At 40.9% G+C, this 15,463-nt stretch carries 17 protein-coding genes; all 17 read right to left on the bottom strand.

Going from position 1 to position 15,463, the window contains the following annotated elements; translation table 11 throughout:
* Nucleotides 1–36: 36 nt before the first annotated feature.
* The 17 genes from C6347_RS03645 to C6347_RS03570 all read right to left on the bottom strand — a co-directional run bounded on the left by C6347_RS03645 (nt 37) and on the right by C6347_RS03570 (nt 15,460).
* The gene (locus tag C6347_RS03645) at nt 37–846 is read right to left on the bottom strand and encodes an N-acetylmuramoyl-L-alanine amidase (protein ID WP_106071429.1); all 810 of its coding nucleotides are present in this window, start codon (nt 844–846) and stop codon (nt 37–39) included.
* 51 nt (nt 847–897) lie between these two features.
* Nucleotides 898–1,161: a phage holin gene (locus tag C6347_RS03640; protein WP_106071428.1), complete on the bottom strand. Its 264-nt coding sequence runs from the start codon at nt 1,159–1,161 to the stop codon at nt 898–900.
* Nucleotides 1,162–1,180: 19 nt separating this feature from the next.
* A complete protein-coding gene (locus C6347_RS03635; protein ID WP_034325266.1) occupies nt 1,181–1,393 on the bottom strand; it encodes a BhlA/UviB family holin-like peptide in 213 nt (70 codons plus the stop codon).
* Nucleotides 1,394–1,454: 61 nt separating this feature from the next.
* A complete protein-coding gene (locus C6347_RS03630) occupies nt 1,455–1,634 on the bottom strand; it encodes an XkdX family protein (RefSeq protein ID WP_106071427.1) in 180 nt (59 codons plus the stop codon).
* A complete protein-coding gene (locus tag C6347_RS03625; protein ID WP_106071426.1) occupies nt 1,631–1,915 on the bottom strand; it encodes a hypothetical protein in 285 nt (94 codons plus the stop codon). Before C6347_RS03625 ends, C6347_RS03630 begins: the two co-directional genes overlap by 4 nt.
* Before the next feature lie 14 nt (nt 1,916–1,929).
* On the bottom strand, nt 1,930–3,210 hold the full coding sequence (locus C6347_RS03620) for a phage baseplate upper protein (RefSeq protein WP_106071425.1): 1,281 nt from the start codon (nt 3,208–3,210) through the stop codon (nt 1,930–1,932).
* An 11-nt stretch (nt 3,211–3,221) separates the two neighbouring features.
* Entirely contained in the window at nt 3,222–5,777 is a 2,556-nt protein-coding gene (locus C6347_RS03615) for a peptidase G2 autoproteolytic cleavage domain-containing protein (protein WP_106071424.1), read from the bottom strand.
* Nucleotides 5,778–5,814: 37 nt separating this feature from the next.
* Complete coding sequence (locus C6347_RS03610) at nt 5,815–7,554, bottom strand: phage tail protein (RefSeq protein WP_106071423.1); 1,740 nt, start codon at nt 7,552–7,554, stop codon at nt 5,815–5,817.
* An 11-nt stretch (nt 7,555–7,565) separates the two neighbouring features.
* Entirely contained in the window at nt 7,566–8,402 is an 837-nt protein-coding gene (locus C6347_RS03605; RefSeq protein WP_106071422.1) for a phage tail domain-containing protein, read from the bottom strand.
* On the bottom strand, nt 8,403–12,836 hold the full coding sequence (locus C6347_RS03600; RefSeq protein WP_106071421.1) for a phage tail tape measure protein: 4,434 nt from the start codon (nt 12,834–12,836) through the stop codon (nt 8,403–8,405). It lies immediately after the preceding gene.
* Nucleotides 12,837–12,865: 29 nt separating this feature from the next.
* A complete protein-coding gene (locus C6347_RS19170) occupies nt 12,866–13,006 on the bottom strand; it encodes a hypothetical protein (RefSeq protein WP_181185444.1) in 141 nt (46 codons plus the stop codon).
* Between the two features lie 29 nt (nt 13,007–13,035).
* A complete protein-coding gene (gpG, locus tag C6347_RS03595) occupies nt 13,036–13,380 on the bottom strand; it encodes a phage tail assembly chaperone G (RefSeq protein ID WP_106071420.1) in 345 nt (114 codons plus the stop codon).
* A 63-nt stretch (nt 13,381–13,443) separates the two neighbouring features.
* Complete coding sequence (locus tag C6347_RS03590) at nt 13,444–14,046, bottom strand: major tail protein (RefSeq protein WP_106071419.1); 603 nt, start codon at nt 14,044–14,046, stop codon at nt 13,444–13,446.
* 14 nt (nt 14,047–14,060) lie between these two features.
* Complete coding sequence (gene gp17 / locus C6347_RS03585) at nt 14,061–14,453, bottom strand: tail completion protein gp17 (protein WP_106071418.1); 393 nt, start codon at nt 14,451–14,453, stop codon at nt 14,061–14,063.
* Nucleotides 14,450–14,854 carry an HK97-gp10 family putative phage morphogenesis protein gene (locus tag C6347_RS03580; RefSeq protein WP_061408913.1) on the bottom strand — a complete coding sequence of 135 codons (405 nt, stop codon included), beginning with the start codon at nt 14,852–14,854 and terminating at the stop codon, nt 14,450–14,452. Before C6347_RS03580 ends, gp17 begins: the two co-directional genes overlap by 4 nt.
* Nucleotides 14,854–15,168, bottom strand: a complete 315-nt coding sequence (locus C6347_RS03575; RefSeq protein ID WP_106071417.1) for a phage head closure protein — start codon at nt 15,166–15,168, stop codon at nt 14,854–14,856. Before C6347_RS03575 ends, C6347_RS03580 begins: the two co-directional genes overlap by 1 nt.
* Nucleotides 15,158–15,460, bottom strand: coding sequence for a head-tail connector protein (locus C6347_RS03570; RefSeq protein WP_106071416.1), 303 nt, complete (start codon nt 15,458–15,460; stop codon nt 15,158–15,160). The genes C6347_RS03575 and C6347_RS03570 overlap by 11 nt, the downstream gene beginning before the upstream one ends.
* Nucleotides 15,461–15,463: the final 3 nt, after the last annotated feature.

Below are 15,463 nucleotides of genomic sequence, written 5' to 3'. Positions count from 1 at the left end.
TAAAAAAGCCCTCCAATAAGGAAGGGCCTTTTCATTTTACTTTTGTTTTACCTGAACATATTTTGATGCAGCAGTGATGTACAGTCCTGATTTCAGTTTATACATTTTTGACCCGTTAACTGTCACAGTCTTATCAATCGTAAATGCTTCACCCGGATTTACTTTTTTGTGCTTTGCTTTCCAGTCCGGCTTATCATAAACCCATAGCCACCCGTCAGCATTCGGCTTCACTACGACCATTTTAACGCCCTTTGGCGCTGGTTTATTACTAGGCTTTGTTTTAGTTGAAGAAGATACCTTTTTTAAACCGACGGCCGCCGCAATTCCTTCCGCATGCCCCTCGGCCAATGATTCAAGAAATGCCTCTTGTTTCAGTAGTGCAGCATCTTCTTTTCGATCAATGAAAAGATTCTCTGTCAATATAGCTGGCATTTTTGTTTCTCTTAACACGGCCAGATTTTTCGACTTGGTCCCTCGGTTTGATGTTTTACCTTTGATTTTGCTAAGAATCACATCATGTACAATTGTTTGCTGCTTGCCAGTGCTGGATGCTGCAGATAGTTTATCAAAACGAAACGTCTCAAAACCCGTTCCTCCGCCAGCATTGATGTGAATAGATGCAAAATAAGCAGCACCCCAATTATTTGCAAGCCTAGCTCTTTGAGACAGATCAATATAAACATCAGTTGATCGTGTGAGCTTAACTGATGCCCCGTACACCTTTTCAAGAATCGCTTTCGTTTTCTTAGCAATAGTTAGTACAAGTTCTTTTTCTTTCAATCCGTTTGCTACTGCGCCCGGATCGTGCCCGCCGTGTCCCGGATCAATCATAATTTTTTTTGTCATGTTCATCTACTCCTTAAATTTTGATATTAAAAAAGCCGCCTGGGGCAGCTCTTATTTTGTTAATCCTTTTTGTTTCAACACTTCCTTTTGTTGCTTACCTTTTGATGTCACATAGTTGTTCTTAAACCATGTGATGAGCGTCATAACCGTTGTAAAGAATGTAGAAAAAGCAACATATAAAACGTCTGCTAAATTGTTTACAGACTCTTCATCCAATGGTAAAGGCGTTTTACCGAACATCACTAAAAACTGATTAATCAAAGCAACTAAAAGAAGCACCGTGCGAATCACAGTGCCTTTGTCTAAATTCTTCATATTCAATTCCCCATTTCTTTTATTTTTGGTTTCTTTCGATTCGATCTAGTTTTTCAATGACAACGTCATATTTCTCACTGAATTTTTCTAGCACATGGTTTTGAGCATCTATTTGCTCAATAAGTTTGTTTTCACGCTCTTTTGTTGTGTTGAGCACATAAAACAGCACCCAACAAAACAACACCGCAAACGGTCCTTGTGTCATTAAATACTGCGCCAAATCCATTTCCATTTCACTCACCTACTCCCTCATTTTGTCCACCTCCTTTCGAAGGCAAAATAAAAAGCACCTTTTAAGATGCTGCGGTTCCTAAATCAACTGATACACTTGGCTTGTCGAATGCAAGACCTGTTATCTCTTCAAATTCTTCTTTTGTAATGACGCCCATTGCTACATAATCACGCATAATCTCAGGTGTATAAACTTCCCAATCCCAAAACACTTTTAAATCTTCTGCTGTAGGGTATATCACGATGTGCCCCCTCGCTGTAGCTGTGCTACTTGATGCGTTAGCATGGCAACTTGTTTTTTCAGCATGGTAACGTCTGCCGCGGGTTGCGGTTTCGGCTGCAAGCTCTCTATATACTCTTCGGATGCTGATTCAAACCACTCTCTCTTGTCCGCATCATATTCAGGAAGGTATAAACCCTTTTTCGGCCGTACATCCGTAGCATTTTTCGGCATCTCTTCATAATCACTTATGACATCTTCACCTTGATATTTAAAATTCTCGTCAAAGTAATAAATGTGCATGATGCTTCCCTCCTTTACCACAACGGAATAGATTCATTTATCTCAATTCTCTTCACCTTGGAATTATCATTTGCGTTGAGACCGTCAAATTTTAATGATCCATCTTTCGCAAGCGTCAAACGTGCCGACCCGTACGATCCAACCGTGGCACCCCCAAATACGGTTTCCCCTGACGGTTTTTGAGCAAAACGGGCAATGACTGTATCGTTCGCCGGGACTCCCTCAAACGATCCCCGAAGAAGTAAGTCATTTTGGCGTATAGAGAATTGGAGAGGATTTCCCGTAAATTGTTTTACTGTTCCAGCGACTAACGTTACTTGGTTCCATGTGCTGCTTAAATCTTTTTCGGTTAGCAATCGATTCCAGCCACTCCATACGTTATTGTTAAGGTAATTTGTATAAATATTGTTGATATAATCTGTTGCATATACCCATCCAAACGTACCCTTTCCATTTGTCGCATCTGTAATGTGGAAGAAACCTCTGAAAGAACGGTTGTTAGGTAAATCTTTTGATTTTGCTATTGCGTAAAAAGAGCCCATCCCTAGACCGTTATCAATCACGGCATCCAAAATGCTAACTGATGTGTCTTTAATTGAAATCAACGGCAAGCCCGTATCGGTCGTGATTTTCTTTTGTTGAAAACCCGCCACAAGGTCTTTCATCTTTTTCAAGGTTGCATCTGCTTTGTCTTGAGCGCCGTCGGGTGTCTCTGCATGTTCATCCGTATATTTTTTAGCTGATGCAAGTGCTGTATCTGCTTTAGACTGGGCGCCTTGTTTTGTTTCGATGTTTTCCAAGTCTTCAAATTTGTCTCTCAAATCTGCAACCGTTTTAATAGACTCATCATATAAAGCGTTTATTTTTTCTCTTAGCGCCTCGAACTCGTCCACATAGTATTCTGTGATCGGCGCAATATCTTGATCAATGAGAGACTTAGATATATGGAAAGAGAATTGATGCACGGACATAGATTGATCATTTGTATAATACAAATTCAGCTCAGCTTGTACATTTCCATAATGCTTGATCTCTTGATCAGACAAGATGTATTCCGCTTGACCTTCCACTCGATCAATAATGTTTATGTCTCGAATGAATCGGCTACCATCTGACATAACTAATACAAGTTTTCCCGTGACAGCTGCTAAAGGCAGTGGTACTCCATCTTTCGTGAGTTTGAAAATGAGCCTTGCTGTCTGGCGATCCTGCGTCCAAAAATTTATGCTGGTTGATACACTTGAACTGGTATATGCGTTTACATCAAAATCAAGTGGACCGTTTTTAGAAACCATAAAGGCACCTCCTATCTAATAAATACTTTTGCAATACCATAACCCATTTCGGAATCATAAGGTGTTTCAATATTCATAACTTGCCAATTGGACTGACCTTTTGTCGCAACACCGTTTTTAGCTTTGACTGAATCACCAACGTTTACCGTGTCATCAATCCGTACCATGACTTGTCCAACCAATCCAATCACATGCCATTCTTTACGTTCAGCTCTTGATTGATAGGCTTTTGACTTTTCAGGATCATAGTCAGGGTTTTCTAAAGGTAAATCTAGCACCTCGAAAATTTCATTACCTTCTTCATCATAGTGAGCAACTTCCACTTTTTGAGTTATCAAGGCCCCAAAACGATCACGTAAATACTTCCCTTGCCATTCAAATGTGGATTCTCCGAGAACAACTGCAGCAGTATTTGACACCACTCCTAGTAGATAATCACCTAATTGTGCTGGCATAATTTTTTCGCCTTTCAGTGTAACGATTGTACCTGTCGGAATCTCATGACCACTTGCGCTTTCAAAATACTCCGCGTAATCCGAAAGAGAAGACCCGCCACGTACTTGACCTGCACTCGTGATGTTTCCTGACTTAGATGAAATTTGCCATTTAAGATCGTTGTATCCCCCTGATACAGTGTAACTTTTTGATTGTTTGACATTATGTGATGACAAGATTGTACGGGCATATCCATTACCCTTCGTGTGGCTGTTGTTGGATGCGATGACAGCTTGTCTTGATCCTTCGGTTGACGATCCCGCCCTAGAAGCTAATACACTATTTGCAGGACCTTTTGTTTTACATGAACCCGTAGCAGCAATGACCGCGCTCGAATCTGACAAAGCGTGTCCTGACGTTGAACCAGCAACCAATCCACCTTTTAAGCGTGTCGGCATCTGCTTATTAGTATTTTTAGCTAGATCTGCTGCTTTGCTATAGCCATTTGCGTGTACTCCTACAATCGTTGTTTGTGTATTAGGTGAATACACCCCAATGTTGCCGTTAGAATGAATAAGATTTCCTGCCATCAGTTTGACTGAATAGACCCTTCCACCTATCCCAATCCCTATAGGTGCGGAATTCTCGATATTAAAGTTCGTGATAGTAACATCATCAGCTCTTTGCGGGCCACCAAAAACTCGAACATCGTGAGAAGCTCTTTTAAAGCCAGTGATTGTTAAACCATTGATATCCACCCGTCTACTTTTGTATTGAATAGCAACAACTGGATTCCCTTTGTAGTCATAAGATGGGTTACCTATCGCTGTAAAATTAGTTACTTTAACACGATGGTAAGCAGACACTACAAGCGCTCTAGGCGATAACCCCTTGTACATATCATTAAATACAGGTTCAATCGACACACAATTTGTAAACGACACATCGCGCGCTGTTGTACTTTGCGGGTCAGATGCGCTGTGGTGTCCAATGTGTCGTGCATCATAACTCCGCACGTCTCGATAAGATACATGATCTGATACATGAACATTTTGAGCCGCCGGCCATTGTGCATGTGCTTTGACCTCTACTCCTCTAATGTTCCCGCTTGTATAAGATCCATCTACCCAAACATTTCGAGATCCATCATCAATCTCAATACCGTTAGAATTTGACTCGCCTTCTTTATGTGCCTTTCCGCTAGGGTTAGTGCAATGGCATGACTTGATAAAGATGTATTCGCTATAATGAGTCGAAATACCGTCATCACCGTACCCACTCGCCTCGCAGTTCTCAATCCAAATATATCTACATCCATCTTTTGTATAATTAGATCCTGATATATTGTAAGATGGTGCGGTGAAGTCAAAACCATGTAATCCCGGATTAATGGATTGAACATTTTTCACCCAGCCAAAATGGACTTTGGCGAAAGTTAATGCACTTGAGGCAATGCCGCCCGTTGCCCTCATGCCGCCCTGTCGATCACGATTCCAGTCTAATGAAAAACCATCAACGTAAATGTTTTTGTTACCGCTATGGTCTTTGTTTGTTAAAAGAATCGTGCTGGCAGGTGCATCCTCATGAAGTTTGAAAGTAGTAATCCCTTTTCCCTGTCCGATCAATGCCGAATTAGAAGGAATACGTATTCCGCGAACGATATATACGCCGGCAGATGCTTTTACTCGAACTCGACCGTTTCCAAACGCCTTTTTAAAAGCCTCTGTAGAGTCTGTCTTTCCATCGGGTACGGCTCCAAAATCGTCCACATGCACTTCGCGCTTGAATCGCTTATCAATCTTTGCGAACTCGTAGTCTAGGCGATCTTTAGCCGTCTTGTGTATACTAGCGTCCGTTGCGACTCGTATATCTACAACCTCTTTTACGTCCTTGCCATCATGATTCAATACAAGGTTTGTCAATCTAGCCCACACATTATCGATCCTATTTGCAACGGTGAACAAACCATGTTTAATTTGATCTGATGTGTGAACTAAAACGCCCTTTTTGTGTGTTTTCAATTGATCTTCGTTTTGATTCAATTGATCTTCGATTTTTTGCATATCTTCACTCAACTGATGAGCGTATCTTGAGTTTCGAGTTGTATCATATTGTTTTCTCAGCCTTACCATGTTCTCACTCTCCTTTTTTGGCAAAAATAAAAAGACCCTATCTAAGCGTCTTGAGCATGTCGTTTATATATCGTTGTAAGTTTTTCACTTGTTTTGCTTGATCTACTGATATTCGTTGTATGTCCTTGCGAAAGTTCGCAAATGTTATCGTTGGACTGCTATACGGATTTAAAGGGTTATGCTGAATTGAGACAACTCTCAAATCGTCCTCAAAGGTTATTCCGTCTGCAGTGTCAGCAATGACATGTATCGTGTCACCTAACCAGAAATCTTGTTCAATTTCAAGAAGTTTTGGTTCATATATTTTCTGAAACTCCACCTCTACTGTCATTTCAGGATATGGATTTACATGCTTTTTTAATGCTGAAATGATGCTGCTAGATTTTTTGTATCTCTCATCTTTTATCGGCTCCGCCCAGCGCGGTTTGCCTTCAATGAGAAATTTATCTTCATCTGGATGAATGTAAAGAACTGGATCAAAAACATACTCAGGCTCTTTCTCTTCATCTTTTTCATCTTGTGTTGTTTTGCCATCACCTTTTGATTCAGAGACGGAATCTGTTTCTTTTTGCGCACCGTATCCCCACGCACGAGTGGTACAATTCTGAGAATCTGTCGTAATAGTAATGCCTGGCATGTTATAACGACTATCAAGCACAAAGTCTATTACTTGGCCCATTTTTTTGTAAACATGGATTTTGTAATTATCCACGTCTAACTCTATGCCATAATCTTCAATGATTTCATCCATCAATTCTGTGGAATTCTTTTCACCGAAGTTTTCTTGTTCAGCAGAAGAAATTTCACCATCTTTTGCATGAATGACATATTTGAAATCAGTTCCTTTGAGAGCAATATCAAGCGCTTCTTTAATGCTTAATTTCTTAGAAACTGTTTTTTCAATTCTGTTATTAATTAATAGAACAGAAAAGATATGCGCAGCTGTAACCGTTTTTGTTAGCACTCCGTTTTCCTGATGCAAACTTACATTCGTAATGTAATATTTTTGATGATTATATTTCTTTTCATCAAGATATAAAACATTATCTACAATTAATAGCTCAAACTCTGCGGCATTTTCTTGCGTGCGTTGCAAGGTGAAACTGAATGATTTTTTACCTGTTGGATCAGCCGTGAAATCAACAGAAACACCTGTTATTTCTATGACTTCCTTTCCATCCTTGCTTGATACATGAAGCTGTGGAAAATCCACATCAGACGGCAAATGTTGATTGAGTGGCATGTCTTTCCCATCGTATTCCTTGCTAGGGTAATCAGGACCCGTTGGTGTTTCTGGTTCACTCGGTTCTTTTGGTAGATCATCCAAATTATCATATTGTGTGAGCTTGTAAGTAAAAATGATGCTGTTTAATTTTGTAGCATAATTGATATCAGTCGCATAACCACCCTTTGCAACAGCAGCTGTAGCTTTTTGGTAGTCTTTTTCACCGACCACCGCTTTATAGCGACTGAGCCTAGTGTAAAGACTCCCCAAATCCTCCAGACTCTCGGCAAAAGAAGGATACTTTCTAAAAGGGGCTTGTACTCTCGTTTCGTTTCCATGCTTATCCTGTTCTTTGGTCCACATTAGGACATACTTTCCTTTGTAGGTCCCCTTTACTCCAAAGAGATTATAAGCTTGTTTAGATAGATCACTTGCTCCAAAACCACTTTCAAGGCACCCTTGAGCAATGACAAGGCTTGCAAGCACGTTATATTTTTTGTAAACCTTTTGCGCTCCCGGTGCCAGTTTTTTAATAAAGTCAGCCGCAGCCATGTCACCCCTCCTTATGCGTAATAAAACCTTGTGTCAAACACAATTTCAATATCGCTGGCGTTTTGGATTTCGAAATCGTTTCTGCCGATATCAAGTGACGGAAGCCTACCAGATGTCTTGAGACGTTTCTTGTTAGCAACGGTGTACTGTTTAATAAAAGAAACTTCGCGTGACTTAGTTAACTCATCTTCAATTTTCAATCGCTCCCCCGTTGTATGATTGATGATGGTTACACCTTTTCCCTTGGCTTTCAACGTCACTTGGTAATCATGCCTCAAAGGGTTGATTCTAAAATCTCCGATGTTGTAGATGCTGAACGTTTTTTTATTCTTGAATGAATACTCTAGGTCGTAAAGCATGTCAATATTCATTCCGGGACTCCACCGTTCACCCTCAAATGATTGACGATTTAATGATGTACTTTTCGATTCAGCAGCACCCAAAATATCGGTGAATTCAACGCTAAAAACAACATGGTTCTTTTCTTTTTCCTTTGGAGTAGTGAAATTCCCCTCACACGTCACTAAAAACCTTCTGTTCGGAAGCAGGTCACATGAGATGTAGTATGGGAACGGTTTAACTAATAAAGCATATAGTTCACTTCTGTAACTGTAGAAATTTTCAGCAATGATTGAGTTCATATATATTTCAAGCTGAATCTGTCTTTCTTTGTACTTCACATCCCGTGGATGTTGCGGTAACACGATACCGTTAATTCGTGGCAATGACACTGTCTCAAATTCAACAATTGGTGAGGCAGGTGTCAGGCTTAACGGATGGAAGTGAGGAAGCAAGTCATTTAGACTTTGCTCACCCAATCCATTGTTAAAATCAATATATAATTCCATCTACCTCACCCCACTCAAAAATGCTTGTTGTCTATAACGCTCACCAGTCGTTTGATCAAGCTTTCGACCATCCATATAGTTGTTGCTATCTTTGGATACTAATTGTTCAAAACCTTTTTGCATCATCATTAACCCTTGAGACAACAAATCTATTTGTTGAGCCATAAGACCAATTTGCTTGTTTTGGTTTTCGATCATCTGTCTCATGTCAGATCCATCTTGCTGCCTGCTCTGAGGCTTGTCTCCTTTGTTACTAATGCGATCAAGCATCTGTAAAGCCGTGGAGATCATACCATCCCCAAAACTAGGTACTCCAAGCTCTTTGCCGAGATTAGAATACAACTGCAAAGAGCGTTTACGATACTTAGGCTCAGTAGTAATAGCATATTCGCGCCAGCCGTTCTCCCCTAGCTGCGCAATTTGATGATTGTCAATGACACCACCAGATGCATAACCGATGTAAGGGCCACCGCGCGCCATAGATTTTAATCCCGGATGGTTATAGATACCGCCATAACGCTTGTTAAGATAGTTAATTGCGGCAACAATTTGGTGTACTGGATGTTTGATGTTTCCATATCCGGGCTTTTTGTATGCAGAAAATGTGCTTGGTATAAACTGCATAAGCCCTTGTGATGGGTGTCCTGCTTTCCAGTTACTATCCCATCTGTTAACTAATGTCGGGTTACCACTTGATTCCTTCATGGCAATGGTTTCTAATGCTTTTGCATAGGATGGGGGAATGCCTGTGATACCGATAGCTTGTGCAACCCACTTTTTGACCGCAGCACTACCACCTACACCTTTGAATGCTCCGCCATCGCCTCCAAAATCACCTAACGATTTTGTTAGAAATCCTAAAGCTCCTTTTTGAATCGTCTTTAAAATACCTGTTCCAAGTCCGTCTATCCCTTTGCCGGATTTAAAGGGAATAAGACCGCCGAATATATTGCTGATAATTTTCTTTGGTCCGGCCATCACAAGGTCAAAAATATCTGATCCAAAATCTTTCACCTTGCCGACTACTTCACCAGCTTTTTTAACGCCTTTTTTAAAGAAATCACCAACTCCGCCAGCGTAACCGGGTAATCCCTGCGAAGCGATTTTTTTAGTCTGATCATGTGGCAAAACGGATGTTCCGCGAGGTAAATCCCAAATTTGAGGACCACCAACGCCGACCATATATGTTCCAATACCCGGAGTATGAGCAAGCTCATATCCTTCCTCACCGACAAGCGCACGGCCACCCGGATGATAGTCTGTTCCTTTGGCATATGAATGCTTGGCTCCGTCCTTTTTACTTGCGTATCCTTTAGGTTTCCACTCTGGAATTGTCTTCGCATTCATGAACTCGAGAACTTTATTGATACCGCCAGTAATGGTATTGACGACTCCAGCTAAATCAACAAGGAATGTATTCCATCCATCTAGCACTTCGCCAGTCTCCCAATCAACTTGATCGATATGTCCCTGTGCTTGTTTCTTCGCTTCATTGACGACGCCTTCGTGACTTTTTTCAGCCTGATCTATTGTTTTATCTTTTTGATCTTTTGCAGCTTTAACTGTCGCATCATGTTCCTTTTTGGTAATAGTACCTTTGACGTAATATTGGTCATCTGCAGCTTTCACAACTGCATTGTATTGTTTTTCAGCATTACTAATAACTTTGTCTTTTGCTGATTTACTATTTTTAACTGTCGCGGCTGCTTGCTTTGCAGACAAATTAGACGATTCTTCTTTTAACTTTTTAGAAATGAGTGTTTGCTCATCCTTGCTCTTTGTAAGAGCCGTTTCGACTTCTTTACTCATCTTTTGAGTAATGCCCTTGACTTCATCCCATTCTTTTTGGGTGAGCGAGCGATGTTCTTTTGCTGCTTTGTCATATATTTTTTTGACTCGGCTCTCGTATTTTTCTATTTGCTTCTGCTTCTTCTCATTGCCCGTTTTAATTTTATTGAGGATATTTTTCTCATCTTTCTTTTTTAGAGAATTGTTCTTCGAATAGAAATCACCTAAAACGTCAAGGGATTTGTCAGCACTATCTTGATAGCCTTTTTTTATAGTGTCAGCCATTTTTGAGAATCGTTTATTCAAGTTGTCAGCTATCTTATCCGTTATCTTCGTTTGATTGAGATAAAGGCTGTCTAGCTTTGCATTGGCTTTTGTCTCCATATCCGAATAAGCATTTACAGCTTTCGAAGTGGATTCAGAAACTTTATCGCCAAAATCAATTGTTGCTGGCAAGACTCGTTTTTGCAGGTTGTCATAATATTTAAACCCTGCTTCGCCTAAAAGCGTGACCCCTGTTATCAGTAACCCAACTGGACCACCAAGCAACGATAAGCCGCCTCTAAGCAAACTCACAACACCTGCGCCTTTTTTTAAGATGTTAAACAGGCCAAAACCGCCCTTTGCGAGTTTCAAAAATCCACCTGCACCTTTTACGGCGTTTATTCCTGCCATGACTACACCTTTACCAAATTTAAGTATTTCAGGAAGAAAAGAGAGCGCAAGACCGCCAATCATACCCATTGGCCCACCAAACATCATTAAACCGCCGCCAGCAATTCGAGACGCGCCGCCAAGTCCACGCATTGTCCTAGATGTTCTTGTGGCCGTTTGATTTAGACGGCCCATGCGTGTAGTCGCTAAACCAGTGTTTTGTTGTAAACGTCCCATACGAGTGGACATAACGGCCGTTGATGCTGCAGCTGTGTTGATACCAGTTGCAGCAGTTCGCGAAGCAACACCTGCTGCAGTAACTTGTGTCGTGTATACTCCTAGACTTGTTGATGATCCTCTGACAGTGCCTGTCAGATACGTGCCAGCAGTACGAAGCACTCTCCATCCCTCGGCCATTCTAGGAATGACACTCAATAATAATAAAGAAGCCCCGCCTAAAAGACTGAAAGCTGTTACGGCAGCACCAGTAACGGCGATTGTTTGCATTACAGATGGAGGCAGGTGATCAAACCAATTCACAACTTTTGTTAACACATCTGTTGTGGATCGAATCACTGGAATAAATTGATTTCCTAATGAAATGACTGCGTTATTTGCTGCGGATTTGAGGTATTCCATTGACCCAGCAAGGTTGTCCATTTGACCTTTTGCCACTTTTTCAGCGACACCGCCACTGTTTTCTATCTGTTTGGTGAATTTGTCGATCTTATCACCGCCCGCATGAAGCAAAGTGATAAAACCAGATAAGGCATGTTGACCAGCCAATTGTTTTGCGATTCGAATTTTCTCGGTTTCTGTATAATTTTTCGTTTTATCATTGATCTGATCAATGATATTTGACAATGGTCGCATACGGCCACTGGCATCAGTAACACTAAGGCCAAGTTCATGTATCGCGTTACCAGCTGGCTTTGGTGGTGCCGCAAGCCTTGTTAATGTGGATCGTAATGCGGTACCAGCCATATCTGCCTTGATTCCACTGTTCGCCATGATACCCGTTGCGGCCGCTAACTCTTCCATGCTGACACCTGCAGTTTTTGCTGCTGGCCCCGCGTATTTCATTGTTTGTCCAATCTGTTGAAGCGTGGCGTTTGAGTTGGTGAACGTGTAGGTCATGGCGTCCGCCACACGGTTTGTATCTTCTGCAGCAATGTGAAATTCCGTTAAGATGTCAGATACAATATCTGCTGTTACACCTAAATCTGTTTGCCCTGCTGCCGCAGTAGCAAGCAAGCCCGGCATGGCACCGATAATGTTATTTGTCTTATAACCAGCCATTGCAAGGTACTGCATGCCTTCTGCTACTTGACCATCTGTAAATTGTGTCGTAGCCCCTAAATGACGCGCCGTTTCTGTCAGACGGCCCATTTCATCATTTGATGCGTTTGCCACAGCACCAACGCGGCTCATAGCTTTTTCAAAGTCTGCGGCCACTTTAACAGCGCCGCCAATTGCAATGGTGCCTGCTACACCGATACCTGTTAGTGCCTTCCCTGCCATTCCCGCAGCAGAGTAGACAGACTGCAATTCTTCTGACACTTCCCCAGCGTTCTTCTTAAAAACAGAAAAAACACCAGCTGCTTTATTGCTGGTGCTTTGTAACTGCTCGAATTCTTTAGATACCTGCCGAAGCTCTTTTTCTAGCTTCTGGTGTACAGCGATGGATTCGTTGAGTTTTCGAGCGTGAATTTGTGTTTCTCTTTTATCACGCCCTTTTTCTCTTACCAATTGTTCATAACGTTTTCGATGCTCTTCTACTACTTTACTCTGAATACGATATTTATTGTTAAGTCCCTCTACTTGTGATTGTAATTGCTTTGACTTATCACCAGTATTTTTATAAATGGCCGCAGATGCCTTCATTTCAGAGTTGGTCAACCTCAATTGCCTTTGAAGCCCTGTTATACCTTTATTAAAACCTGAGTCATCCAAATTGACCTTGGCGACCATATTTCCGATTGCTTGTGTCATATATGTATCACCCCTCTTTCCTGACTGAATTAAAAGAATACTTGATCAATAGGGACGAGTTTCGGCTTGTTTTCCTCCGCGGCTAATTCTAAATAATGAAAAATATCCATTTGATCAATTTCATGCATTTTCCACCCTTGTTTTAACAAGGTGCTATAAATTTCATTCAATTGATCCTTCCCAGTTTTAACCGACTCTTCTAAGCTTCCACTTCGGGCAAAAAATCCTTTTCTTCGTCAGTTTCAGGCATTTTAAAACCCATGATATCCATCATTACATTCCTTACCACTTCTGCAATTTCAAACGACTGAAATCCCTCCTGAAATTGTTCAAAAGTAAACTGGTTATTAAAAACTCGAACGATAAATTTAATTCGTTCATTCAAGCTTTTAATAAGCTCTTTAGCATTTTCTGTTTCAGTTGCTTTTTCATCCAATTCGAATGCCTCATAAAGTGTTTTTGCATCCGTTCTTGGAGCGATAAATGTTTTGTGTTTCTTCTCTTCCTTAAACCAGATTGATATTGAAATTTGTTTTTGAGCCATTTTGACTCCTCCTTTTTCGAAATAAAAATAAGAGAGCTTGGAAGCTCTCTTTTGGTAAAAGTCTTAAGCGCCTTTCCCTAAATCAGCACTGATTTTCTCAGCTGATTGATAAGCGTCTCCATATACTTTTTTATAGAACTTATCCAAATCAAAACCTTCTGTATCCTCATCAGCAACAACTTTATACAATTCGTCTTGTTCCCGATCTAAAAATTCGCCGGATAGTTTTGCAGTTTGAAAGTCTACCTTTTCCTCTTTAGTCTTGACATCAGTGCTAGGAATAGAAAATCTACCTTGCACCAGACCTACATATCTTTTCTTTCCATTTGCTTTAACTCCATAAAAAGACATGGCCACCCATGGAGGAATGTTGTTCTTCTTGTATAAAAGCATACCGTTTTCTTCCTCTAATCCAAGCAGCATAATAGAGATTTCATGTGGAAGGTCACGCATTTCCATTTCAACTTTAGTAGACCCGGTTGAGACAACCATATCCACAAGTTTATTATCTGCATACTGTTTTTCAGTTGATTGCTCTGGTTCGACTTTCATATTGATTGCATAAGGAAACTCGTAAATTTTCTTTGCAACCCATAGTCCACTCTCTTGTTTAAGTGGTGAAAATTTAACACCAGCAACCCCAACTAACGAGCTGTGTTGAGTCATATATATTCCTCCATTTATATTTCTATATTTTTTTCGAATCTATAGCCTTTTCTGATTAACCTCTCTTTCTCTAAAAAATCAGAAATAGGTATCGTTGGTGCAAAATCTAAACGCGCCATCACATCACCGATTACAGCCATGATGGGTTGCGGATCGGCATTGTGATAAACATCTATTTGATAGGTTGCACTATCTTGTATGGGCCTGTTATCAGCCCATTTGATCGGTTTGTAGTTGATTTCTTGCAACACGACATATGGTGGACTCGACTTTGTACCATCTGGCACCGCAAGCTCATAAATGTCATCTTTGTCTATTAAAAACAAAAGCGCTGGATCATTCTCCAACGCTTCAAAAATGGCATTCTTGCAAGTATCTGCACGCCTTATTAAGTTTTGATTGATCATAGTTTGCTCAGCGCCTGTCGGTATTTATCTGCTACTTTACGTATAGCCTCATCCCATTTCGCATCGACAGTTCTCGTAAAGAATTTTTGCGCTGGCTGATGTAAGGTGCCGAATTCAGGGAAATGAATTCTCCACTTCGTGTCCTTACGTGACTTTGATTTCGGCCAACCAACCGCAACATATTTTATCCCGTCTCCATCAGTACGAAGCCGCGTAATATCAAGATCATCCTGCATGTGTTTTTGGCCTTTGTCGGATCTTGGTGTGTTTGGATGAAGTTCATCTTTTATCACGGTTGCGCCAGCTGTAAGAGCTTCTTTATGCATCTTACTGACTTTTCTCTGCATGTTGCCAATGGCGTTTTCTAATTCCTCTAAGCCATCGATTTGTAAATTAAACATCACTTCACCGCCTTTGCCCTAACTGTGAGGAAATGAAGCCTTGAATGATTCGGTAATATAGACTCAATTTCGTAAGTTTTTCCTTTGAATAAGAGCCTCATATGTTCGTCAATGTCTTCCCGGTGGCGAATGGTGAATTTGATTGTATGTTCTTTTTGTATGGCGGCGGCTGCATAATATTCAGCGCCTTTTAAGCCCTCTGCTTTGGCCCAGCACTCAACCACGGTTTCCCAGCCATTGTCACCATCGACAGGCAATCGGTTCTTTTCTTTTTTCTGTTGAAACTGGATGCGGTGTCTCATGTCATTCAGCATTTTTTTCACCGTCCACAACCAGGTATTTGAGTTGATTGACCATTGTTGTGAGCACCCCGTCAAGATTTGATGTCGTGCCTGATATTTGCCTATTCTCATACCAGTGAGTTGTAAATGACATGACCGCCAGCTCTGCTCGGGCTGAACTATTAGGAAATTTCAGACCTGTCGCATTCGTGATGTACTCTTTTGCTGAAGCAATAAAATGTAAAATCAAATCATCCTCCGCATCACCATCAATGCGGAGGTATTTTTTCGCTTTTTCAAGTTCTTTTTGTTCTGCCTCAGTCATTTG

Origin of the sequence: Bacillus sp. NMTD17 (assembly GCF_002998735.1) — a bacterium.
GTDB lineage: Bacteria > Bacillota > Bacilli > Bacillales > Bacillaceae > Bacillus.
Note: the sequence above shows the minus strand (reverse complement) of the source record. Positions and strands in the feature narration are given on the sequence as shown.

What these genes read in the sequence shown, in the direction of transcription:
- C6347_RS03635 (WP_034325266.1), bottom strand. Translation starts at nt 1,393, where the DNA reads ATGGAAATGGATTTGGCGCAGTATTTAATGACACAAGGACCGTTTGCG.
- C6347_RS03575 (WP_106071417.1), bottom strand. Translation starts at nt 15,168, where the DNA reads ATGCTGAATGACATGAGACACCGCATCCAGTTTCAACAGAAAAAAGAA.
- C6347_RS03640 (WP_106071428.1), bottom strand. Translation starts at nt 1,161, where the DNA reads ATGAAGAATTTAGACAAAGGCACTGTGATTCGCACGGTGCTTCTTTTA.
- C6347_RS03600 (WP_106071421.1), bottom strand. Translation starts at nt 12,836, where the DNA reads ATGACACAAGCAATCGGAAATATGGTCGCCAAGGTCAATTTGGATGAC.
- C6347_RS03580 (WP_061408913.1), bottom strand. Translation starts at nt 14,854, where the DNA reads ATGTTTAATTTACAAATCGATGGCTTAGAGGAATTAGAAAACGCCATT.
- gpG (WP_106071420.1), bottom strand. Translation starts at nt 13,380, where the DNA reads ATGGCTCAAAAACAAATTTCAATATCAATCTGGTTTAAGGAAGAGAAG.
- C6347_RS03610 (WP_106071423.1), bottom strand. Translation starts at nt 7,554, where the DNA reads ATGGCTGCGGCTGACTTTATTAAAAAACTGGCACCGGGAGCGCAAAAG.
- C6347_RS03570 (WP_106071416.1), bottom strand. Translation starts at nt 15,460, where the DNA reads ATGACTGAGGCAGAACAAAAAGAACTTGAAAAAGCGAAAAAATACCTC.
- C6347_RS03615 (WP_106071424.1), bottom strand. Translation starts at nt 5,777, where the DNA reads ATGGTAAGGCTGAGAAAACAATATGATACAACTCGAAACTCAAGATAC.
- C6347_RS03620 (WP_106071425.1), bottom strand. Translation starts at nt 3,210, where the DNA reads ATGGTTTCTAAAAACGGTCCACTTGATTTTGATGTAAACGCATATACC.
- gp17 (WP_106071418.1), bottom strand. Translation starts at nt 14,453, where the DNA reads ATGATCAATCAAAACTTAATAAGGCGTGCAGATACTTGCAAGAATGCC.
- C6347_RS03645 (WP_106071429.1), bottom strand. Translation starts at nt 846, where the DNA reads ATGACAAAAAAAATTATGATTGATCCGGGACACGGCGGGCACGATCCG.
- C6347_RS03625 (WP_106071426.1), bottom strand. Translation starts at nt 1,915, where the DNA reads ATGCACATTTATTACTTTGACGAGAATTTTAAATATCAAGGTGAAGAT.
- C6347_RS03605 (WP_106071422.1), bottom strand. Translation starts at nt 8,402, where the DNA reads ATGGAATTATATATTGATTTTAACAATGGATTGGGTGAGCAAAGTCTA.
- C6347_RS03590 (WP_106071419.1), bottom strand. Translation starts at nt 14,046, where the DNA reads ATGACTCAACACAGCTCGTTAGTTGGGGTTGCTGGTGTTAAATTTTCA.